The 20,263-nt window shown below is 71.3% G+C and carries 18 protein-coding genes; 3 read left to right on the forward strand and 15 right to left on the reverse strand.

The annotated features are described in order from the left end of the window. Positions 1-156 precede the first annotated feature (156 nt). The 11 genes from pstB to mshD form a co-directional block, all read right to left on the reverse strand. Positions 157-933 (reverse strand): phosphate ABC transporter ATP-binding protein PstB, encoded by a 777-nt coding sequence (gene pstB, locus ACFWUY_RS22315; RefSeq protein ID WP_384111424.1) that lies wholly within the window; start codon positions 931-933, stop codon positions 157-159. 25 nt (positions 934-958) lie between these two features. After that, positions 959-2,032, reverse strand: coding sequence for a phosphate ABC transporter permease PstA (gene pstA / locus ACFWUY_RS22320; RefSeq protein ID WP_384111427.1), 1,074 nt, complete (start codon positions 2,030-2,032; stop codon positions 959-961). Beyond that, positions 2,029-3,003, reverse strand: coding sequence for a phosphate ABC transporter permease subunit PstC (gene pstC, locus ACFWUY_RS22325; protein WP_384111430.1), 975 nt, complete (start codon positions 3,001-3,003; stop codon positions 2,029-2,031). Before pstC ends, pstA begins: the two co-directional genes overlap by 4 nt. Before the next feature lie 106 nt (positions 3,004-3,109). Next, entirely contained in the window at positions 3,110-4,252 is a 1,143-nt protein-coding gene (gene pstS / locus ACFWUY_RS22330; RefSeq protein ID WP_384111433.1) for a phosphate ABC transporter substrate-binding protein PstS, read from the reverse strand. 208 nt (positions 4,253-4,460) lie between these two features. Further along, positions 4,461-4,874 carry an NUDIX hydrolase gene (locus ACFWUY_RS22335; RefSeq protein WP_384111436.1) on the reverse strand — a complete coding sequence of 138 codons (414 nt, stop codon included), beginning with the start codon at positions 4,872-4,874 and terminating at the stop codon, positions 4,461-4,463. Beyond that, positions 4,871-5,938, reverse strand: a complete 1,068-nt coding sequence (locus ACFWUY_RS22340; RefSeq protein ID WP_384111438.1) for a CHAD domain-containing protein — start codon at positions 5,936-5,938, stop codon at positions 4,871-4,873. The genes ACFWUY_RS22335 and ACFWUY_RS22340 overlap by 4 nt, the downstream gene beginning before the upstream one ends. After that, entirely contained in the window at positions 5,925-8,204 is a 2,280-nt protein-coding gene (locus ACFWUY_RS22345; protein WP_384111441.1) for an RNA degradosome polyphosphate kinase, read from the reverse strand. Before ACFWUY_RS22345 ends, ACFWUY_RS22340 begins: the two co-directional genes overlap by 14 nt. A gap of 236 nt (positions 8,205-8,440) precedes the next feature. Then, entirely contained in the window at positions 8,441-9,409 is a 969-nt protein-coding gene (locus tag ACFWUY_RS22350; RefSeq protein WP_384111443.1) for a hypothetical protein, read from the reverse strand. Continuing rightward, on the reverse strand, positions 9,406-10,254 hold the full coding sequence (locus tag ACFWUY_RS22355) for an ABC transporter ATP-binding protein (RefSeq protein WP_384111446.1): 849 nt from the start codon (positions 10,252-10,254) through the stop codon (positions 9,406-9,408). The genes ACFWUY_RS22350 and ACFWUY_RS22355 overlap by 4 nt, the downstream gene beginning before the upstream one ends. Continuing rightward, positions 10,251-10,634 carry a GntR family transcriptional regulator gene (locus ACFWUY_RS22360; protein WP_384111449.1) on the reverse strand — a complete coding sequence of 128 codons (384 nt, stop codon included), beginning with the start codon at positions 10,632-10,634 and terminating at the stop codon, positions 10,251-10,253. The genes ACFWUY_RS22355 and ACFWUY_RS22360 overlap by 4 nt, the downstream gene beginning before the upstream one ends. Positions 10,635-10,734: 100 nt before the next feature. Continuing rightward, positions 10,735-11,661, reverse strand: coding sequence for a mycothiol synthase (gene mshD, locus ACFWUY_RS22365; protein WP_384111452.1), 927 nt, complete (start codon positions 11,659-11,661; stop codon positions 10,735-10,737). 155 nt (positions 11,662-11,816) lie between these two features. Between mshD and ACFWUY_RS22370 the strand changes: the two genes are divergently transcribed. Beyond that, positions 11,817-13,646: a bifunctional metallophosphatase/5'-nucleotidase gene (locus tag ACFWUY_RS22370; protein WP_384111455.1), complete on the forward strand. Its 1,830-nt coding sequence runs from the start codon at positions 11,817-11,819 to the stop codon at positions 13,644-13,646. 130 nt (positions 13,647-13,776) lie between these two features. Next, entirely contained in the window at positions 13,777-14,631 is an 855-nt protein-coding gene (locus tag ACFWUY_RS22375; protein ID WP_384111458.1) for a phosphatidylinositol-specific phospholipase C, read from the forward strand. Here ACFWUY_RS22375 and ACFWUY_RS22380 read toward each other — a convergent pair. From ACFWUY_RS22380 to ACFWUY_RS22395, 4 genes are all read right to left on the reverse strand, one after another. Next, positions 14,628-15,431 carry a nucleotidyltransferase gene (locus tag ACFWUY_RS22380; RefSeq protein WP_384111461.1) on the reverse strand — a complete coding sequence of 268 codons (804 nt, stop codon included), beginning with the start codon at positions 15,429-15,431 and terminating at the stop codon, positions 14,628-14,630. The two genes, ACFWUY_RS22375 and ACFWUY_RS22380, sit on opposite strands and share 4 nt — an antisense overlap. A 66-nt stretch (positions 15,432-15,497) precedes the next feature. Next, positions 15,498-16,895 (reverse strand): sensor histidine kinase, encoded by a 1,398-nt coding sequence (locus ACFWUY_RS22385; RefSeq protein WP_384111464.1) that lies wholly within the window; start codon positions 16,893-16,895, stop codon positions 15,498-15,500. Next, positions 16,892-17,620, reverse strand: a complete 729-nt coding sequence (locus ACFWUY_RS22390; protein WP_384111467.1) for a response regulator transcription factor — start codon at positions 17,618-17,620, stop codon at positions 16,892-16,894. Before ACFWUY_RS22390 ends, ACFWUY_RS22385 begins: the two co-directional genes overlap by 4 nt. Before the next feature lie 32 nt (positions 17,621-17,652). Next, positions 17,653-18,819 (reverse strand): S1C family serine protease, encoded by a 1,167-nt coding sequence (locus ACFWUY_RS22395; RefSeq protein ID WP_384111470.1) that lies wholly within the window; start codon positions 18,817-18,819, stop codon positions 17,653-17,655. Positions 18,820-19,011: 192 nt separating this feature from the next. Here ACFWUY_RS22395 and ACFWUY_RS22400 point away from each other — a divergent pair, with 192 nt between their 5' ends. Further along, on the forward strand, positions 19,012-20,232 hold the full coding sequence (locus ACFWUY_RS22400) for an FG-GAP-like repeat-containing protein (RefSeq protein WP_384111473.1): 1,221 nt from the start codon (positions 19,012-19,014) through the stop codon (positions 20,230-20,232). The last annotated feature ends 31 nt before the right edge of the window (positions 20,233-20,263 follow it).

Here is a 20,263-nt window from a genome sequence, read left to right on the forward strand (position 1 = left end):
CGGCGGCGCTGGTCGCCGCGACGAGCTTCTACGTGGTGCAGCTCTTCTTCGGCTGAGGCCGACGACTGGCTGGAAATGGTCGGGCCCGGCTCCCCTGTGGGGAGCCGGGCCCTTCGTCGTACGGTGGCACCGCCATGCAGCACCGTAGACGAGCTCTTATCCGAAGCGGCCGGAGATGTAGTCCTCGGTCGCCTGGACGCTCGGGTTGGAGAAGATGCGCTCGGTGTCGTCCAACTCGATCAGCTTGCCGGGCTGGCCGACGGCCGCCAGGTTGAAGAAGGCCGTACGGTCCGAGACGCGGGCGGCCTGCTGCATGTTGTGCGTCACGATGACGATCGTGAACTGCTCCTTCAGCTCGCCGATCAGGTCCTCGATGGCGAGGGTGGAGATCGGGTCGAGGGCGGAGCACGGCTCGTCCATGAGGAGGACGTCCGGTTCGACGGCGATGGCGCGGGCGATGCAGAGGCGCTGCTGCTGACCGCCGGAGAGGCCGGAGCCCGGCTTGTTGAGGCGGTCCTTGACCTCGTTCCACAGGTTGGCGCCCTTGAGGGACTTCTCGACGATGTCGGCCAGCTGGGACTTCTTGTAGTTGCCGTTGAGGCGCAGGCCCGCCGCCACGTTGTCGAAGATCGACATGGTGGGGAAGGGGTTGGGGCGCTGGAAGACCATGCCGACCGTGCGGCGCACGGCGACGGGGTCGACGTTCGTCCCGTACAGGTTCTCGTCGTCCAGCATCACCTTGCCCTCGACGCGGCCGCCGGGGGTGACCTCGTGCATCCGGTTCAGGGTGCGCAGGAAGGTGGACTTGCCGCAGCCGGACGGGCCGATGAAGGCCGTCACGGAGCGGGGCTCGACGGTCATGGAGATGTCGTCGATCGCCTTGTGGGCGCCGTAGTAGGCGGAGAGGCCGCTGACGTCGATTCGCTTGGCCATGTGAATCACTTCCAATTGCCGCTGGTCAGCGGGCGGTCTTCGGGGCCTTCCAGCGGGCGATGCCGCGGGCCACCAGGTTGAGGATCATGACGAAGGCGATCAGGACGAGCGCGGCGCCCCAGGCACGGGCCATCGCGGCGTCGGTGCCGACCGCGAACTGCTCGTACACGTAGAGCGGCAGGGAGGACTGCGCGCCTTCGAAGGGGTTCGGGTTGATGAGCTTCGTACCGAACACGAGGAGCAGGACCGGGGCCGTCTCACCGGTGATGCGGGCGACCGCGAGCATGACGCCCGTGGTGATGCCGCCGATCGCGGTGGGCAGGACCACCTTCAGGATGGTGCGCCACTTGGGGATGCCGAGGGCGAGGGAGGCCTCGCGGAGCTCGTTCGGGACGAGCTTGAGCATCTCCTCGGTGGAGCGGACCACGACCGGCATCATCAGGATGGACAGGGCCATCGCGCCGGCGAAACCGGAGGGCCCGAAGCCCAGCATCAGGTTCCAGGTGGCGAGGACGAAGAGGCCGGCGACGATCGACGGGATGCCCGTCATGACGTCGACGAAGAAGGTGACGGCCTGGGCGAGCTTCCCGCCGCCGTACTCGACGAGGTAGACGGCGGTGAGGAGACCGATCGGCGCGGCGATCAGGGTCGCGATGCCGACCTGCTCGATGGTGCCGAGCAGGGCGTGGTAGACGCCGCCGCCCGCTTCGGCGTCGAGGACGCCGTTCATCGAGTGGCTCAGGAAGTAGCCGTCGAGGACGTCCATGCCCTTGCTGATCGTGACCCAGGCGAGGGAGAGCAGGGGGATGACGGCGAGGACGAAGCAGACCCAGACGAGGCTGGTGGCGACGCGGTCCTTGGCCTGGCGGCCGCCCTCGACCTTGGCGGTCAGGACGTACGTGGTGACGACGAAGAGCAGCGCGGCGATCATGCCCCACTGGACCTTGCTGTGCCAGCCCGCGACGAGGCCTATGCCGATGCCCGCGGCGATGGAGAAGGCGGCGACGGCGGCCGGCGTCCAGCGCGGGAGGCGGGCGTGGGAGAGGGATCCGCGGCGCGGTGCGACCGAGACCGGACGTTCCTGTATGGCGTGGCTCATGCCGCTGCCCCCGAGTACTCCTTGCGGCGGCCGATGATCCAGCGGGCGGCGCCGTTGACCAGCAGGGTGATGGCGAAGAGGACGAGACCGGAGGCGATCAGCGCGTCCCGGCCGTACTCGTTGGCCTCGTTGAACTTGGCGGCGATGTTCTGCGCGAAGGTGCCGCCGCCCGGGTCGAGCAGGTGGCCCGAGATCAGGAAGCTGGGGGAGAGGACCACGGCGACGGCCATGGTCTCGCCGAGTGCGCGGCCGAGGCCCAGCATGGAGGCGGAGATGATGCCGGAGCGGCCGAAGGGCAGCACCGACATGCGGATGACCTCCCAGCGGGTGGCGCCGAGGGCGAGGGCCGCCTCTTCGTGCATCTTCGGGACCTGGAGGAAGACCTCGCGGGTCACGTTGGTGATGATCGGCAGGATCATGATCGCCAGCAGGATGCCGACGGTGAAGAGCGAGCGGGCGGGGCCCTCGTTGGCCTTGTCGAAGACGTACGTCCAGCCCAGGTACTCGTCGAGCCAGATGTTCAGGCCGTCGAGGTACGGGACCAGGAAGATCGCGCCCCAGAGGCCGTAGATGATGCTGGGCACGGCGGCGAGCAGGTCGACCACGTACGCGAGCGGCTTGGCCAGCCTGCGCGGGGCGTAGTGCGAGATGAACAGCGCGATCCCGATGGCGACGGGGACGGCGATGAGCATCGCGATGATCGACGAGACGACCGTGCCGAAGGCGAGGACGGCGATGCCGAAGGTCGGCGGGCTGCCCGCCGGGTTCCACTCGAAGGTGGTGAAGAAGTTCGTGCTGTCCTTCGAGATCGCGAGGACGGCGCGGTAGGTCAGGAAGCCGGCGATCGCGGCCATGATCACGAGGAGGGTGATGCCGGAGCCTCGGGACAGGCCGCTGAAGATGCGGTCCCCGGGGCGTGACGCGCTCTTGGCGCGCCGGCTCCTCTGTATGTCTGGTGTGGTGGTAGCCATCTGCTTCTCCGGTCTGCGGGGCCCGTACGGGTGTGCGGGCTCCTGGCGGCGGTGCACCGGATGCCGGGACCGGCCCCTCCGTGCGGGGGCCGGACCCGGCCGGGAGTCAGGACAGGGTGGGGACGATCGCGCGGACCTTCGCGGCGATCTCGGCCGGGAGCGGGGCGTAGCCGGCGTCGGCGAGGACCTTCTGGCCCTCCTCGCTCACGGTGTAGTTGAGGAACGCCTTCAGGGTCGGCAGGGTCTCCGCCTTGTTGCCCTTGTCGCAGGCGATCTCGTAGGTGACGAGGACGATCGGGTAGGCGCCCTCGGCCTTCGTCGCGTAGTCGAGGGAGAGGGCGACGTCGCTGCCCGTGCCCTTGACCTTGGCGGCGGCGATGGCCTTGGAGGCGTTCTCCGAGGTGGCGGCGACCGGGGCGGCCGCGCCGGTGTTGATGCTGACGGTGGAGATCTTGTTCGAGGTGGCGTACGAGAGCTCGAAGTAGCCGATGGAGCCCTCGGCGTCCTTGACGGCGGTCGCGACGCCGGAGGAGCCGTTCGCGGCCTGTCCGCCCTGGGCGGGCCACGACTTGGACTTCGGGTCGTGCTTCCAGTCTGCCGGAGCGGCGGTGGAGAGGTACTTGCCGAGGTTCTGGGTGGTGCCCGACTCGTCCGAGCGGTGGAAGGCCTGGATCGTGCTGTCGGGGAGCTTGGCGCCCGGGTTCAGCTTGGCGATCGCCGGGTCGTTCCACTTGGTGATCTTGTTGTCGAAGATCTTGGCGATGGTGGAGGCGTCCAGGACCAGGTTGTCCACGCCCTCCAGCTTGTAGCCGATGGCGATGGGGCCGCCGACCATGGGCAGGTTGACGCCCTTGCCGCCCTTGCAGATCTTCTGCGACTCGGCGACCTCTTCGTCCTTCAGGGCGGAGTCGGAGCCCGCGAAGGCGACCTGGCCCTGGTTGAACTTGGTGATGCCGCCACCGGAGCCGATGCCCTGGTAGTTGATCTCGACACCCTCGCAGGCGGCCTGGAAGTTCTTGACCCACAGGTCCATCGCGTTCTTCTGCGCGCTGGAGCCGGCGGCGAGGAGCTGGCCCTTGGCGCCCTCGCACGCGATGCTCGACGCGGCGGTGGACGACTTGGTGCCGTCCTGCTTCGCCGGCGTGTCCGTGTTGTCGTCCGAGCCACACGCCGAGAGGACGAGCGCACCGGAGACGACGAGGGCACCGATCGCGGAGGCGCGAAGCCCGTTCTTGCGCGAAAGCTTCACTTTCGGGTGTTCCTTCCAGAAGCCGCCTGTCGCGGACCGAGTGTCCCGAACGTTCTACGGCGGCGCGTGTCGGTTGGCGGTGCGTTGCTGTGCTCCGTGCACCGTGTACGTCCGAAATTAGGCAGAACAGGTGAAGCGGTCGGCCGAAGAGGGTGAACGGGAAGTGAACCGTGCCGTAAGCCCGGGTGCGGGAGCCCGGACGGGTGGCTCAGTGGCGGGTCGCCACGGCCGCGTCCAGGAGCTCCCGGTCCCTCTGCTGCGTCAGGCGGGCCCTGGCCGTCGTGGGCGGCAGCCAGAGCAGGGCGTCGATCTCCCGCGTCGGGACGAAGCCGCCGTCGAGGGCGCGGGCCGCCCAGTAGACGACCTCCTTGGGGCGCCCGTCCACCGTGTAGCGGACGGTGGGCAGGCGGGCGCCGAGCTCGCAGCGCCGGCCCGTCTCCTCCAGGACCTCGCGCAGCGCGCACGCCTCCGCCGTCTCGCCGCGCTTCCGCTTGCCCTTCGGGTGGGACCAGTCGTCCCACTTCGGCCGGTGGACGAGGGCGACCTCGATGCCGTGGCCGGAAATCGCCGGGCGCCAGAGGACACAGCCCGCCGCGAGGATCGGGTCCCGGGCGTCGCTCACGGGACCGGGGCCGTCGTTCTGCGCCAGGCGCGCTGGAAGGCGAAGCGGGCCGCCTCGACCTCGTGGCGCTGGTCGGCGTGGAGGACGCCCAGGGCGTACGCGGTCGCCGGGGCGATGCGCGGGGTGCGGGCGGCGGTGGCGGCGGCCGTCGCGGCGTCGGCGGCGTCGCGGTGCCGGTCCAGGGCGCGGGCGGCCTGGTACAGGACGGAGTCGGGTTCGCCTCCGGTGTGCAGGGCCTCGCAGGCGTACCGGTGCAGGCGCAGCAGGAGCCGGGTCTGGTGCCAGGGCGCGTCCTGGCCCTCCCCGGCGAGCGCGAGGGCGTCCGCGTTGTACGGGTGGGCCGCCCGGGTCAGGGGCAGGGCGGCCACCGCGTCCAGGAGGCGCCGCTCGGCGACCTCGGCGGGGCCGTCCAGGACCTCGACGGCGGGGGCCGCGCCGACGGGGCCCAGCGGGACCTCGGAGGCCAGCAGGGCGACGGCGTCGGCGACGGCGTGGAAGCGGGCCGAGCCGAGCGCCTGGAGGGACGCCGAGTGGGCGCGCGTACGGGCCAGGGTCAGCTGGCGTTCGAGGAGGGCGCCGGCCCGGGCGGCTCCCACGGCGAGCCCGCCGGTGTCACCGCCCCGGGCGGCGGGGACGGGCCCGGTCCCGGCGCCGTACCCCGTACCCGTGCCGCCCGGTCCGCCCGACCCGTTCGTGCTGCCTGGCCCGCCCGGTCCGCCCGGTCCGCTCGACAGGCGGGACAGGGCGTCCACCAGCCGGACGAGCCGGGAGGTGCAGGCGTGCTCGAGGGCCAGGGTGCCGGAGAGCCAGGCGAGCTCGGTGCGCAGCTGGTCCGCCCAGGCCGTGTCGAGCAGCGGCCGGAACGTGTGGAGCGTGCCGCTGATCCGGCGGGCGGCGCCGCGCAGGATGCGGGCCGCCTCCTCCGAACCGGCCGTGTCCGAGCCGCTCTCGGCGTGGAGCCGGAGGCCGCGGAGGAAGTCCGCGGCACGGGCGTGCAGGTAGGGGGCCAGGACCTCGCCCGCCGTGACGTCCCGTCCGTGGTCAGAGTGGTCAGGGTTGAGCACGCCGGCGCCTCCGCGCGTCGATGAGCATCTCCTGGACGTGCCGCAGCGGCCGTCCCTCCGGGTCGGTCGCGTGCCGCGTCCAGTTCCCGTCGGGGCCGAGGTGCCAGGAGGAGGTGGTGTCGGACATCCCGGTCTCCAGGAGCCGGGTGAGCGCCGCCCGGTGGGCCGGGTCGGAGACCCGTACGAGGGCCTCGATCCGCCGGTCCAGGTTGCGGTGCATCATGTCGGCGCTGCCGAACCAGACCTCGGGTTCGCCGCCGTTGCCGAAGGCGAAGACCCGGGAGTGCTCCAGGAAGCGGCCGAGGATCGAGCGGACCCGGATGTTCTCCGAGAGGCCGGCGACCCCGGGGCGTACGGCGCAGATGCCGCGGACCCAGATGTCGACGGGGACGCCGGCCCGCGAGGCCTGGTAGCAGGCGTCGATGATCGCCTCGTCGACCAGCGAGTTGACCTTGATCCGCACGTACGCGGGCCGTCCGGCGCGGTGGTGGACGATCTCCTTGGTGATCCGGGAGACCAGACCGTCCCGCAGCGACTTCGGGGCGGTGAGCAGCCGCCGGTACGTCTCGCGGCGCGAGTAGCCGGAGAGCCGGTTGAACAGGTCGGAGAGGTCCGCGCCGACCTGCGGGTCGGCCGTGAGCAGGCCGAGGTCCTCGTACAGCCGGGCCGTCTTCGGGTGGTAGTTGCCGGTGCCGACGTGCGAGTAGCGGCGGAGCAGCTCGCCCTCCTGCCGTACGACCAGCGACAGCTTGCAGTGGGTCTTCAGGCCGACGAGGCCGTACACGACGTGGCAGCCGGACTCCTCCAGCTTGCGCGCCCACTTGATGTTGGCCTGCTCGTCGAAGCGGGCCTTGATCTCGACGAGGACGAGGACCTGCTTGCCGGACTCGGCGGCGTCGATGAGGGCGTCCACTATCGGCGAGTCGCCCGAGGTCCGGTACAGCGTCTGCTTGATCGCGAGGACGTCCGGGTCGGCCGCCGCCTGCTCCAGGAAGGCCTGCACGGACGTCGAGAACGAGTCGTACGGGTGGTGCAGGAGCACGTCCCGCTCGCGCAGCGCGGCGAATATGTCCGGCGGGGACGCCGACTCGACCTCGGCGAGGTCCCGGTGGGTGCCGGCGATGAACTTCGGGAACTTCAGCTCGAGCCGGTCCTGCCCGGCGATCCCGAAGAGCCCGGTCAGGTCGAGCGGACCGGGCAGCGGGTACACCTCGGCGTCGGAGACCTTCAGCTCGCGTACGAGCAGGTCGAGGACGTACGGGTCGATGGACTCCTCGACCTCCAGGCGCACCGGCGGGCCGAAGCGGCGCCGCATGAGCTCCTTCTCCAGGGCCTGGAGCAGATTCTCCGCGTCGTCCTCCTCGACCTCCAGGTCCTCGTTCCTGGTCACCCGGAACATGTGGTGCGCGAGCACCTCCATGCCGGGGAACAGCTCCTCCAGGTGCGCCGCGATCACGTCCTCCAGGGGGACGTACCGCTGCGGGGAGGCCTCCAGGAAGCGGGTGAGCAGCGGCGGCACCTTCACGCGCGCGAAGTGGCGGTGGCCGCTGACCGGATTGCGTACGACCACGGCGAGGTTGAGGCTCAGGCCGGAGATGTACGGGAAGGGGTGCGCCGGGTCCACGGCCAGCGGGGTGAGGACCGGGAAGATCTGCTGCCGGAACAGGGTGAAGAGCCGCGCCTGCTCCTTCTCCGTGAGCTCGGGCCAGCGGATGAGGTGGATGCCCTCGTCGGCGAGCGCCGGGGCCACGTCCTGCTGGAAGCAGGCGGCGTGCCGGGCCATGAGCTCGCGCGACCGCGTCCAGATCAGCTCCAGGACCTCGCGGGGCTGGAGCCCGGACGCGGAACGGGTGGCGACGCCGGTCGCGATGCGGCGCTTGAGGCCGGCGACCCGGACCATGAAGAACTCGTCGAGGTTCGAGGCGAAGATCGCGAGGAAGTTCGCCCGTTCGAGGAGGGGGGTCGTCGGGTCCTCGGCGAGTTCGAGGACGCGCTCGTTGAACGCGAGCCAGCTGCGCTCCCGGTCGAGGAAACGCCCCTGAGGCAGGTCGTCGCCGAGTGCGCCGTCGCCCTCGAACGTGTCGGGGTCGGTGTCCAGCTCGGGGTCGAGCTCGGTCACGACGGTGCCGTTCACCACGTGCGCGCGGTGCGCGGCTATGGAACCGACGGACGGCTGGGCGGTCGGCGGGGCGCCGGGCGTGGCGGACGACTGGGCGTTCGGCGTGGCGGAGGACTGGACCGGGACCTCGGCGGGCTGCTGGCTCATGACCCCATTCTTCCGCGCGAGGGGCAACTCAGGCGCGTCGGAGCGGGCCGTGGGGGAGGGAAGTCTCCCCCTGGGGAGACCGGACACGGAGCGCTTCATTGCGTGAGCGTCGCAAGCGCGTCTGAATGGCCGGTAACGGGGACGTGTCGTGGGGGAATCGGGGGCGGGGCCCTTGGTCAGGGTCCTGCCCCCGATTCCCCCTTACGGGTGACGGGCTTCCTCCCGTACTGGGCTTCCTACGGGTGCCGGGCGCGCAGGACGCGGAAGGCGGCGTAGGCCGCGAGGGCGGCGAGGGCGAGGACGATGCCGGTCTCCACGAACTGGAGGGGCCAGTAGTGCGAGGCGGGGTGGGTGTCGATGAACTCGACGACCCCGCCGCGGTCGGCCATGCACCGTGCGGCGTTCTGCGGCTGTGTGACGTAGCAGTCGGTCCAGGAGAGGCGTTCACCGGACGCGGTGAGCATGCCCCTGTCCAGCTGCCAGACCTCGCCCTTGGGAGACAGGCCGTGGCCGGTCAGGGTCTGGACGGGCCAGAATCCGTCGCGCAGCCGGGCGAGGACCGCCACGGCCACTCCGGTGATCAGCGCGGCCGCGGCCATCGCGACGACGGTGCGCCGGACAAGAAGGCCGACGACCGTGCCCAAGGCCAGCCCCAGGAGCGCGTGAGCCACTGGCACGATGCCGAACGAGACGAACATCATCGGCTCGTACCAGTAGGTGGGGAACTGGTCGGCGGGGCCCGTCGACCAGGACCAGTAGAACGCCAGGCTCAGCAGAGTGACACCCGTGACGACGAGCGCGCCGGTTACCGCCATCTTGGCCGTGAGCCAGCGGGCCGGGCTGATGGACTGCGTCCATGCCAGCTTGTACGTCCCGGACTCCAGCTCGCGGGCGAGCATCGGACCCGCTACGAACGCTCCGAGCAGGCCGGGCAGGACGAGCATGCCCAAGGCCACGTACCTGATGAGATCCCGGGCGATCCACTGATCGTCGGTGTAGTCGCGGGCGGACTGGAAGCAGGACCGGTCCAGGCTGTCGACGGAGCAGCCCGCCGCACGCAGTGCCTCCACCGCGCTGTCGGACCACAGCCGCGAGGTGACCAGGACTGCGATCGCGAAAGCGGTGAGGGCGATCGACCACCACAGAGCCCGCCGATGCTGGCGGACCGTCACCCAGTACGGACCCTTGAGGGCGAGGGTGGTCATGCGGAGGCTCCTTCCGGGACGCGCGAGGCGCGGAGGTGGGCGAGGAGCAGTTCCTCGAGGGAGGGCTCGGCGGATTCCCACGCGCCCTCGATCGGACCCTCTCTGCGTACGAGTGCGGTCATCTGACGGCCCGTCGTGCGGGAGTGAACGACAGTGTGTGGGGTCAGGTCGGCGACCGGTCCGGTCAGTAGGGAGTGCGCGGCGATCAGGTCGTCGATCGCGCCGTCGAGGCGGAGACGGCCGTCCTGGACAAGGAGGAGGTGATCGCAGGCGCCCTCCAGCTCGGTGAGGATGTGCGAGGACATGACGACGGTCGTGCCGTGCTCGGCTGCGTCGGCCATGAGGGCACCCATGAGTTCGTGCCTGGCGAGCGGGTCGAGATCCGCCATCGGTTCGTCGAGGAGCAGGACCTCGGGCCGCTTCCCCAGGGCGAGGGCGAGCGCGAGGCGGGTGCGCTGACCGCCGGAGAGGGCGTGGACCCGTGCGTTCCTCGGCAGCGGACCGGCCTCGACGACGCGGTCGGCGACAGCCGGGTCCCAGCGGTCGGGGTTGAGCTCACGGCCCAGCCCCAGCGTCTCGGCGACGGTGAGCTGTCCGTACAGCGGCTTGTCCTGGGCGACGTAGGAGAGCCGATCCCTCGTGGGCGCTTCGATCCGGCCCTCCGTGGGCCGGAGCAGGCCTGCGGCCAGGGTGAGGAGGGTCGACTTGCCCGCCCCGTTGGGGCCGACGACGGCGACGATCCGGCCGGCGGGCACGGTGAAGCTGCAGTCCTTCAGGGCCCAGACCTTGCCGCGTCGCCGATAGCGTATGCCGAGGCCTTCGGCCTGGATGACCGGGTCGGTCATTCGTCCCCCTCGAAGTGTTCCTTCAGTACGGATGTGAAGAGCGCGGCCACGTCCTCGCGGTCCAGGCCCGCGGCGCGTGCCCGGCGGGCCCAGTCGGTGAGTTCGCCGCGCAGGGGCGAGTCGGCGGGGCCGGTGCCGAGGGTGGTGCGGACGAAGGTCCCGAGGCCGCGGCGGGCCTCGACGAGGCCTTCGCGTTCGAGTTCTCGGTAGGCCTTGAGGACCGTGTTGGGGTTGATGGCCGTCGCTTCGACGACCTCGCGTGCGGTGGGCAGGCGGTCGCCGGGCTCCAGGAGGCCCATGCGGAGGGCCTGTTTCGTCTGCTGGACGATCTGGAGGTAGGTGGCGACGCCGCTGCGCCGGTCGATGCGGTACTCGAGCACGATCCCTTTCACCACCCTTTCACTAATCAAGTAGTGAAAGGGTGGTGCAAAGGAGGGGGCGGTGTCAACCGCCCCCTCCTCAACAGGTGTTGCGCCGGGTTCAGGACTCCGTGCGGTACATCAGGTCGACCTCGTGCGTGGTGAAGCCCAGGCCCTCGTAGACCCGCACCGCCGCGGTGTTGTCCGCGTCCACGTACAGCATCGCCGTCGGCAGCCCCTGCGCCGCCAGGTGCCGCAGGCCGATCGCGGTGAGCGCCTTGCCGAGGCCGCCGCCCTGGGCCTCGGGCAGGATGCCGACGACGTACACCTCGCCGAGCTGCTCCTCGGCGTGGGTCTTCGTCCAGTGGTAGCCGATCAGCCGGCCGTCCTTCTCGGCGAGGAAGAAGCCCTTCGGGTCGAACCACGGCTCGGCCGTCCGGTCGTCCAGGTCCCGCTGGGCGAGCGAGCCCTGCTCGGGGTGGTGGGCGAAGGCGGCGGCGTTGGCGGCGAGCCAGGCCGCGTCGTCCTGGCCCGGGGCGAACGTACGGACCGTGACGCCCTCGGGCAGGACCGGCTCGGGGATGTCCAGCGGCACCAGGGACCGCCGGAGCTGGCGCAGTTCGCGGAAGAGCGTGAGGCCGAGGACCTGCGCGAGGTGCCGGGCCGCCGCCTTGCCGCCGTGCGCCCAGACCCGCAGCCGCTTGCCGGATGCGGCGAGCAGGGCGGTGCCGAGCGCCCGGCCGTGGCCGCGGCCGCGGTGAGCGGGGTGGACGACCAGTTCGGCGGCCGGGGCCTCGATCGGGTCGGTCTCCTCCAGCTGGGCGTAGCCGTAGAGGTGCGGGCCGACGGTGAGCAGGAAGTGCCGTACGCCCTCGCGCCTGCCGCGCCGCAGGTAGAGCCGCCCCTGCTCGGACACCGCGTGCACGCCGTCGGCGCGGTCGGCGGCCTCGAGCAGGTCCAGTACGTCCTGGATCTGCTCGGGGGTGAGCTCGTCGTAGGTGTGGATCTGCCGTCCGGGTTCGAGGGCCGGTGCCGCGTCGGAAGTCATGGACACGAGCCTACGGCGACACTTCGTCAGCCAGTGGCAACTGTCTTGTAACCGGCCACCCCCTGTTGCGCTACGCGCGTTGACTCTAGGCTGCACGCGCAACGGGGGAGCAGATCGAGTCCCGACGGAACGGGGCAAGGGGACGAGTGGGAGAGATGGCAGTGGCACCGAGGAAGAACAAGACCGTGCGGCGGATTCTCGCCACCGGGGCGGGGCTTGCGACGGTCGGAGCGCTCGTCGCCGCGATGCCGTCGGCCGGGGCGTCCGGGGACGAGTTCGCCGCCGGGTACGGGAACGGCAAGGGCTGGGGCCGGATGGTCGACGTCCAGCTGCTGTCCTTCAACGACCTGCACGGCAACCTGGAGCCGCCGACCGGCTCGTCGGGCAGGCTCACGCACGTCAAAGAGGACGGTTCGGTCGGGACCATCAACGACGTCGGCGGCGTCGAGTACCTCGCCACGCACCTGAGGCAGGCCCGTGAGGGCAACCGGTACTCCGTCACCGCCGCCGCGGGCGACATGATCGGTGCCTCGCCGCTTGTCTCCGGGCTGTTCCACGACGAGCCGACCATCGAGGCGCTGAACAAGCTGAAGCTCGACGTGAGCTCGGTCGGCAACCACGAGTTCGACGAGGGCGCGCGCGAGCTGGCCCGGATACAGAACGGCGGCTGTCACCCGACCGAGGGCTGCTTCGAGGAGGGCAGGACCTTCGAGGGGGCGAACTTCCCGTACCTCGCGGCCAACGTGACGGACGAGAAGAGCGGCAAGCCGCTGCTCGACCCGTACTTCGTCTGGGAGCGTGACGGCGTCAGGATCGGCTTCATCGGCGTCACCCTGGAGGGCACGGCGAACATCGTGTCCGCCGAGGGCATCAAGGGCCTGAAGTTCGGCGACGAGGTCGAGACGATCAACAAGTACGCCAAGGTGCTCGAGCGCAAGGGCGTGAAGTCGATCGTCGCCCTGCTCCACGAGGGCGGCCTGCCCGCCTCGGGCGCGTACAACTACGACTGCGACAGCCCCGGCCCGGGCAACGGCATCTCCGGTCCGATCGTCGACATCGCCAAGAACGTCAGCCCGCAGGTCGACGCCCTGGTCACCGGGCACACCCACCAGGCGTACGCGTGCACCATCGCGGACCCGGCGGGCAAGCCGCGCACGGTCACTTCGGCGGCCTCCTTCGGCCGGCTCTACACCGACACGACGCTCACCTATGACCGTCGTACGAAGGACATCGTCCGCACCGCCGTCGCCTCCGCGAACCACGTCGTCACCCGTACCGTGGACCCGGCCGACGACATGAGCACCCTGATCAAGCGCTGGAAGGCCCTGGCCGCGCCGATCGCCAACCGTCCCGTCGGCCACATCGCCGCCGACATCGAGAACCCCCTCGATCCGGCGGTGTACGAGAAGCCGATGGGCAACCTGATCGCGGACGCGCAGCTGGAGGGCATGGCCCCGGCCGACAAGGGCGGTGCGCAGCTCGCCCTGATGAACCCGGGCGGCGTCCGCGCGCCGCTGACCCGCAAGGCGTCCGGCGCCGAGGGCGAGGGGGTCGTGACCTACGGCGAGGCGTACACCGTCCAGCCGTTCACCAACATGATGACGGCGGTCGACCTGACCGGTGCGCAGCTCATCACCACGCTCCAGCAGCAGGTCAGCGGCGCCAACCTGGGCTCCCCGAAGATCCTCCAGGTGTCGAAGAACTTCAGGTACACCCTGGACATGACCAAGACCGGCGCCGACCGGATCGTGGTCGACTCGGTGCGGCTCAACGGTGAGGCGATCGACCCGGCGAAGACCTACCGGGTCGCGATGAACGAGTTCCTGTCCGGTGGCGGCGACGGCTTCGCCGTCCTGAAGGAGCACAAGAACAAGCTGGTCGGCGCGTCCGACCTGGACATGTTCACCGCCTACCTGGGTGCCCACTCCTCGGCCGCCGCGCCGCTGGCTCCGCCGGCGACGGACCGCATCACGGTCGTCAAGTAGCCGGTCGTCAAATAGCCCTTCCGGGCCCCTGAGCGAGGGGGCGGCGGCCGTTCCGGCGGACCGCCGCCCCCTTTCGCGCACGTCCGGAAGACCTCTGGTGTGTTTGTCGTGACCCTGACATCATCCGGGCATGGAGCGACGACGTTTTCTCGTGGGGGCCCTCGCCGCCGGGGCCGGAGTGATGCTCGGGGCGCCCGCCGCCTCCGCCGTGGACGTACGGGCCTGGATGGCGGCGCACGGCGACGGGACGCCGCTGCGGCAGCTCACCATCCCCGGCACGCACGACTCCGGGGCGCGGTACGGCGGGCCCTGGAGCGCCTGCCAGAACACCACCATCGCCCAGCAGTTGGACAGCGGCATCCGGTTCCTGGACATCCGGTGCCGGGTGACCGGCGGATCCTTCGCGATCCACCACGGCGCCTCCTACCAGAACATGATGTTCGGGGACGTCCTCGTCGCCTGCCGCGACTTCCTCGCCGCGCACCCCTCCGAGACCGTCCTCATGCGGGTCAAACAGGAGTACTCCGAGGAGTCCGACGCCACCTTCCGCGCGGTCTTCGACGACTACCTCGACGGACGCGGCTGGCGCCCCCTCTTCCGCGTCGGTGACGGACTGCCGCTCCTCGGCGAGGCCCGTGGCCGGGTCGTCCTGCTCTCCGACAACGGCGGTCTGCCGGGGGTGAGATGGGCCGACGGCTCCCTCTTCGCCGTCCAGGACGACTGGAACGCGCTGCCCGACGCCAAGTACCCGAAGATCGAGGCCCACTTCCGCGCCGCCGCCGAGCGGCCGGGAAAGCTGTACGTCAACTTCGTCAGCACCTCCGCCTACCTCCCGCCCCGCTGGAACTCCGACCGGCTGAACCCGCGCGTGCACGGCTTCCTCGACGGCGCCGAGATGTCCGGCCGTACGGGGCTCGGGATCGTCCCCATGGACTTCCCGAACACCCGCTCGGGGCTGGTCGAAGCCCTGCTCCGGCACAACTAGGCGGCCCGCGGGGCCTTCTCGCCGTGTACGGCGGTGTACTCGGCCGCCAGCCACGGCCCCAGGTCCTCGACGAGCATCCGGAGGACCGCCGGATCGGGCGCGGACGAACGGCCGGTCGTCACCGCCAGCCGCATCTGCCCGGCGCGCTCCGGGTAGAAGCCGCCGAAGGCGGCGGCCTGCCGGTCGAGGTCGCTGGTCCAGCCGCCCCACCGGGGCATGACGAGGGTGAAGCCGGTACGGACGAGCCGTCGGCCGACCCGCCGCCCGAGGCCGCGCGGGTCGGTGCCCTCGGCGGCGCGCGTACGCCAGCCGGGGAGGAGCAGGCCGAGGTCGCCGTTCGTCTCGCGGGCCAGGAGCGAGGTGGGGCGGTAGCGGGGCAGTTCGTCGGCGAGGTCGGGGCCGATGAGCGGGGTGCAGAGGCAGGCGACGAAGAAGCCCCCGTCGTGGCGTTCGGCTTCGCTGAGCAACGTCCGGGAGCTGGAGAGCAGGACGCCGACGCCGTCGATCACCGGGAAGTCCCGGTCGAGCGCCGACTCCAAGGCGCGGGCGGTGGCCCGGTCGGCCGCCGTGGGCTCGTCGTACAGGGCGAGCTGGAGGTCGAGGTCCGAGGCGCCCGGGATCGCGGTGCCGCGGGGAAGGCTGCCGTACAGGTAGGCGCTGTGCAGCCGGTCAGGACCGAACGCGCCGGAGATCCGGGCCCGCGCCGCCTCGACGACCGGCGCGAACGCCGGCGCCACGCGCTCCAGGGCGCCTTCACGCAGGATCGTTCCGTCGGGGGCAAGTCCGCGTCCGTCGTCCATGACGTCACTCTGCCCCGGGCGGCGGCCGATCGCCGAAGGGTTTTTCCCACCCCGGTCGGGGGCCCTTCACCCCTCCGGCGGCGGCGTCGGTGCCCCCGGCAGCCGGACCGTCGCCACCGTGCCGCCGCCCTCCGCCGGGGTGAGGGTGATCGTGCCGCCCGCGTGGTGGACCGTGCGGGCCACGATCGAGAGGCCGAGGCCCGAGCCCGGGAGGCTGCGGGCCGAGGGGGAGCGCCAGAAGCGGTCGAAGACGTGCGGGAGCTCGTCGGGGGCGATGCCGGGGCCCTGGTCGCGGACGGTCAGTTCGCCGCGCATCAGGGTCACCTCGATCGTGCCGCGCGGCGGCGAGAACTTCACCGCGTTGTCCAGGACGTTCATCAGGGCCCGCTCCAGGGCGGCCGGTTCCGCCCGTACGTACCAGGGCGCCAGGTCCGTGACCAGGGCCAGTTCGGGGCCGCGCAGCCGCGCCCGGTCCAGGGCCGTCCGCAGGATCGTGTGGAGCGGGACCACCTCCAGGGGGCCGGGCTGCGCCGCGTCCGGGCGGGCCAGCTCCTGGAGGTCGCCGATCAGCGCCGCCAGCTCCGTCATCTGCGCCTTCACCGAGGCCATCAGGGCCCGCCGGTCGTCCGGCGGGATGGCCCGGCCCGTCTCCTCGCTGCGCGCGAGCAGTTCGACGTTCGTACGGAGGGAGGTGAGCGGGGTCCGCAGCTCGTGGCCCGCGTCCGCGATCAGCTGCGCCTGCCGGTCGCGGGAGGTGGCGAGCGCCGCCGTCATCGCGTTGAACGAACGCGACAGACGGGCGATCTCGTCCTCGCCCTCCACCGGGATCCGCACGGTCAGGTCCTCGGTCGCGGCCACGTGCTCGACCGCCCCGGTCAGCCGGTTCACCGGCTCCAGGCCGGTCCGCGCCACCCACAGGCCCGCCGCGCCCGCGCCGACGACCCCGATCCCCGAGACCAGGAGCAGCACCCAGCGCAGGGTCGACATCGAGTTGTCGATCTCGTACAGCGGACGGGCGACCGAGACCGCGACCGGCTGGCCGGCGATCGACACGGGATACGAGTACACCCGCATCTCCGTGCCGTTCTCGGCGTTCGTGGTGTGCAGCGCGAACGGCTGCTCGCCCCGCGCGACCGCGAGGTCCCCGGCCCGGGCGGGGATCGGGGAGGTGCCGAGCGTGCAGAGGTCGCCGGTGACGGTGACGATCTGCAAGGTCTGCGCGGGCCCGGCCAGCGGGCGGTTCTGAGCCCCCGGGGCGCAGGAGCCGAGCAGCCTCCGCGCCTGCTCGTCCGTGAGCCGGGTGCCGCGCAGCGAGGAGTCCAGCTCCGCCTCCAACTGCGCCCGCGTCACGAACCAGCAGGCCAGCGACACCGCCGCCACCGCCACGGCGACCGCCGTCGCCGTCAGGAGCGCCAGCCGGGACCGCAGCGGCCGTGACCGGAACCAGGTGAGGGGACTCCTCACTCCCCGCCCCCTCCGCGCAGCGCGTATCCCACGCCCCGCACCGTGTGCACGAGGCGCGGCTCGCCGCCCGCCTCCGTCTTGCGCCGCAGGTACATCACGTACACGTCCAGCGAGTTCGAACTCGGCTCGAAGTCGAAGCCCCACACGGCCTTGAGGATCTGCTCCCGGGTCAGCACCTGCCGTGGGTGCGCCAGGAACATCTCCAGGAGCGTGAACTCGGTCCGCGTCAGCTCGACCGTCCGCCCGCCCCGGGTCACCTCGCGCGTGGCCAGGTCCATCCGCAGGTCCTCGAAGGCCAGCACGTCGGTGTCGGCGGGGCCGGCGGCCGTGGCCGAGGCGTACGAGCTGCGCCGCAGCAGCGCCCTGATCCGGGCGAACAGCTCGTCCAGCTCGAAGGGCTTCACCAGGTAGTCGTCCGCGCCCGCGTCGAGCCCGGTGACCCGGTCGCCGACGGTGTCGCGGGCGGTGAGCATCAGGATCGGCACGGTGGAGCCGGAGGCCCTGATCCGGCGGGCCGCGGTCAGCCCGTCCATGCGGGGCATCTGGACGTCGAGGACGACGAGATCGGGGGCGTACGCCTCCATCCGGGCGAGCGCGTCCAGGCCGTCGACGGCGTCCTGCGTCCCGTACCCCTCGAAGGCGAGGCTGCGGCGCAGGGCCTCCCGCACGGCGGGCTCGTCGTCGACGATGAGGATCCGTTCGGCTTCGTGTCGCTGTCCCGTCATGGGCTCAGCGTCGCACGACGCCCGCTCGCCGGTCAGCTGTCGCCGCCCGCGCGCAGGCTCTCCAGGTCGGCCTTCAGGGTGGAGACCGGGATGGCGAATCCGAGGCCGACGCTCCCGGCCGTGGAACCGTTCGAAGAACTGGGCGAATACATGGCCGAATTGATTCCGATGATCTCGCCGTTCATATTGATCAGCGCGCCGCCGGAATTCCCCGGATTGAGCGAGGCGTCGGTCTGGATCGCCTTGTACGTGGTCTTCGACGAGCCGGTGTCGCCGTTGAACTGCTGTCCGCCGAACTCGAACGGCCAGCCCTGCCGGGGGTCGTACCGCTGCCCCTGGCCCTGCCCCTGGCTCTCCTCGTCCTTCGCGACGGTCACGTCCCGGTCGAGCGCGGAGACGATGCCGCTGGTGACGGTCCCGGTCAGGCCCTCGGGGGAGCCGATCGCCACGACCTGGTCGCCGACCCGCACCTTCGAGGAGTCGCCGAGCGTGGCCGCCTTGAGCCCGGAGGCGTCCTTCAGCTTGATGAGCGCCAGGTCCTTGTCGGGGTCCGTGCCGACGACCTCGGCCCGGTGGCTCCTGCCGTCGCTGAGCCGCACGGTGATCTCGGAGGCGCCGGAGATCACGTGGTTGTTGGTGACGATCTCGCCGTCGGAGGTGATGATCACGCCCGAGCCGGTGGACTTGCCGGAGGTGGAGCTCGCGGCGATCTCGACGATGGACGGGGAGACGGCCTCGGCGACGCCGGCGACCGTGCCCGTGCTGCCCGTGGAGACGTTGGTGCCGCTCACGGCCGAGGAGGCGGCGACCGGGGTGTCGGAGGCGAACTGCTGGACGAGCGTCGCCGTGCCGCCGCCGACCGCCGCGGCCGCGATGGCCACGGCCGCCATGAGCCCGACCCCGCGCCTGGCACGGCGGCGGGGAACGGGGCCTCCGGCGGGGGCGGCGGCCGGGGCGCCCATGGCGGCGACGGGCGGGACCGGCGGACCCGACGGCGGCACGTGGCCACCGGACGGCCAGACGGTGGTGCCGGGCTCGGTGACGATCGGCCGGGTGGAGAGCGGCTGCGTGGCGTACGGCTCGCCGGCGATCGGCCGGGCGGCGGTCTGTCCGGCGTCCGCCGGCGACTGGGCCGGGGCGTACGGCGGCCTCGGCGGGTAGTAGGGCTGCTGCGGCTGCTGCTCCTGGAAGTCCGTCATGGCTATGACTCTCGGAGCCGTACATGAGAGCCGTCTGAGGGCCGGCTGAGAAGCCCGACAGAAGCCTGTATGCCCGATATAAGGATCCCTCGTGCCGAGGAGGACCCCCTCCCCGGCGGAGACGGCCGGACCCGTCGTCTACCGTGCACCCCGAGGCGCCCCGACGTGCGGGGCGCGGGGAGGGAGACGATCTTGCGCAAGACGGCGAAACGGCTACTGGCCTCGGTGACCGGCGTCCTGGCCGGAGGGCTGCTGGCGGCGACGCTGCCCGCCCACACGGCCCAGGCCTCGTCGTGGATGGACCGCTGCCCCTCGGGTTACTTCTGCGGCTTCAGCGAAACGTCCGGCCAGGGCACCCTGTTCAAGACGAACAAGAGCATGGCCACGCTGGGTACCTGGGACAACAAGATCCGCTCGTACACCAACAAGTCGTCGGCCATCGCCTGTGTCTACAGCGATCCGAACTACTCGCTGAGCGGCGCGAACTCCACGTACTCCCCGGTCTCCCCGAACGGCAGTGGTCACGACTACGACGCGAGCATGGACCGGGCGATCAGCTCGGTCAAGATGGTGCTGACCGAGAACGAGTGCTCGGGCGACGCCTACCCGTGGTGGATCTCCGACCCCGGAACCCGGTCGGCCGGCTTCGGCGACCTCGACAACAACCGCAGGGCCGATGTGCTCTCCCGCGACCTGGCGGGCCGCCTCTGGTTCCTTCCGGGCGACGGCAACGGCCGGCTCGTCGGTGGCGGCTGGAACTCCATGACGGCGATGACCCGGCACGGCGACTTCACCGGCGACGGCCGCGAGGACCTGATCACCCGCGACCGCGGCGGCAGGCTGTGGCTCTATCCGGGCAACGGCGCCGGATGGTTCGGCGCCCGCAAGAACATCGGTACGGGGGGCTGGAACGGCATGTCCGTCCTGACCGCGGTGGGCGACCTCTCCGGTGACGGCAAGGCCGACCTGGTGGCGCGGGACGGGGCGGGGAAGCTGTGGCTGTACCCCGGCCGCGGCAACGGCTCGCTCGGTGCCCGCAAGGCGATCGGTGGCGGCTGGCAGGTCATGAACCTCCTCGTCGGCAGCGGCGACATGAACCGTGACGGCAAGGCCGACCTCGTCGCGCGCGACGGCGCCGGGAAGCTCTGGTTCTACCCGGGACGCAACAACGGCACCCTCGGCGCCCGGACGCTGATCGGCGGCGGCTGGCAGGTCATGGAGTACCTGTTCGCCGTCGGCTCGTACGACGGAGACGGGACCAACGACCTGGTGGCCTCGACCAACGAGCACTACCAGGGAGGCTTCCCCGGCCGGTTGCTCGGCTACCGCGGCTCGGCCACCGCGCCCACCATCCTCCGGCCCGTCCAGGAGCTCAACGGCTGGAACTGGTGGAAGCAGAACGGCATCTTCTGACGCCCGCCACGACAGAGCCCGTACGGGAAGC

This window comes from Streptomyces sp. NPDC058664 (assembly GCF_042716635.1).
Lineage (GTDB): Bacteria > Actinomycetota > Actinomycetes > Streptomycetales > Streptomycetaceae > Streptomyces.

Excerpts from the sequence above, each read along its gene's own strand:
- pstB (WP_384111424.1), bottom strand. The coding sequence starts at position 933 with ATGGCCAAGCGAATCGACGTCAGCGGCCTCTCCGCCTACTACGGCGCC.
- pstA (WP_384111427.1), bottom strand. The coding sequence starts at position 2,032 with ATGAGCCACGCCATACAGGAACGTCCGGTCTCGGTCGCACCGCGCCGC.
- pstC (WP_384111430.1), bottom strand. The coding sequence starts at position 3,003 with ATGGCTACCACCACACCAGACATACAGAGGAGCCGGCGCGCCAAGAGC.
- ACFWUY_RS22345 (WP_384111441.1), bottom strand. The coding sequence starts at position 8,204 with ATGAGCCAGCAGCCCGCCGAGGTCCCGGTCCAGTCCTCCGCCACGCCG.
- ACFWUY_RS22350 (WP_384111443.1), bottom strand. The coding sequence starts at position 9,409 with ATGACCACCCTCGCCCTCAAGGGTCCGTACTGGGTGACGGTCCGCCAG.
- ACFWUY_RS22355 (WP_384111446.1), bottom strand. The coding sequence starts at position 10,254 with ATGACCGACCCGGTCATCCAGGCCGAAGGCCTCGGCATACGCTATCGG.
- mshD (WP_384111452.1), bottom strand. The coding sequence starts at position 11,661 with ATGACTTCCGACGCGGCACCGGCCCTCGAACCCGGACGGCAGATCCAC.
- ACFWUY_RS22370 (WP_384111455.1), top strand. The coding sequence starts at position 11,817 with ATGGCAGTGGCACCGAGGAAGAACAAGACCGTGCGGCGGATTCTCGCC.
- ACFWUY_RS22375 (WP_384111458.1), top strand. The coding sequence starts at position 13,777 with ATGGAGCGACGACGTTTTCTCGTGGGGGCCCTCGCCGCCGGGGCCGGA.
- ACFWUY_RS22380 (WP_384111461.1), bottom strand. The coding sequence starts at position 15,431 with ATGGACGACGGACGCGGACTTGCCCCCGACGGAACGATCCTGCGTGAA.
- ACFWUY_RS22390 (WP_384111467.1), bottom strand. The coding sequence starts at position 17,620 with ATGACGGGACAGCGACACGAAGCCGAACGGATCCTCATCGTCGACGAC.
- ACFWUY_RS22395 (WP_384111470.1), bottom strand. The coding sequence starts at position 18,819 with ATGACGGACTTCCAGGAGCAGCAGCCGCAGCAGCCCTACTACCCGCCG.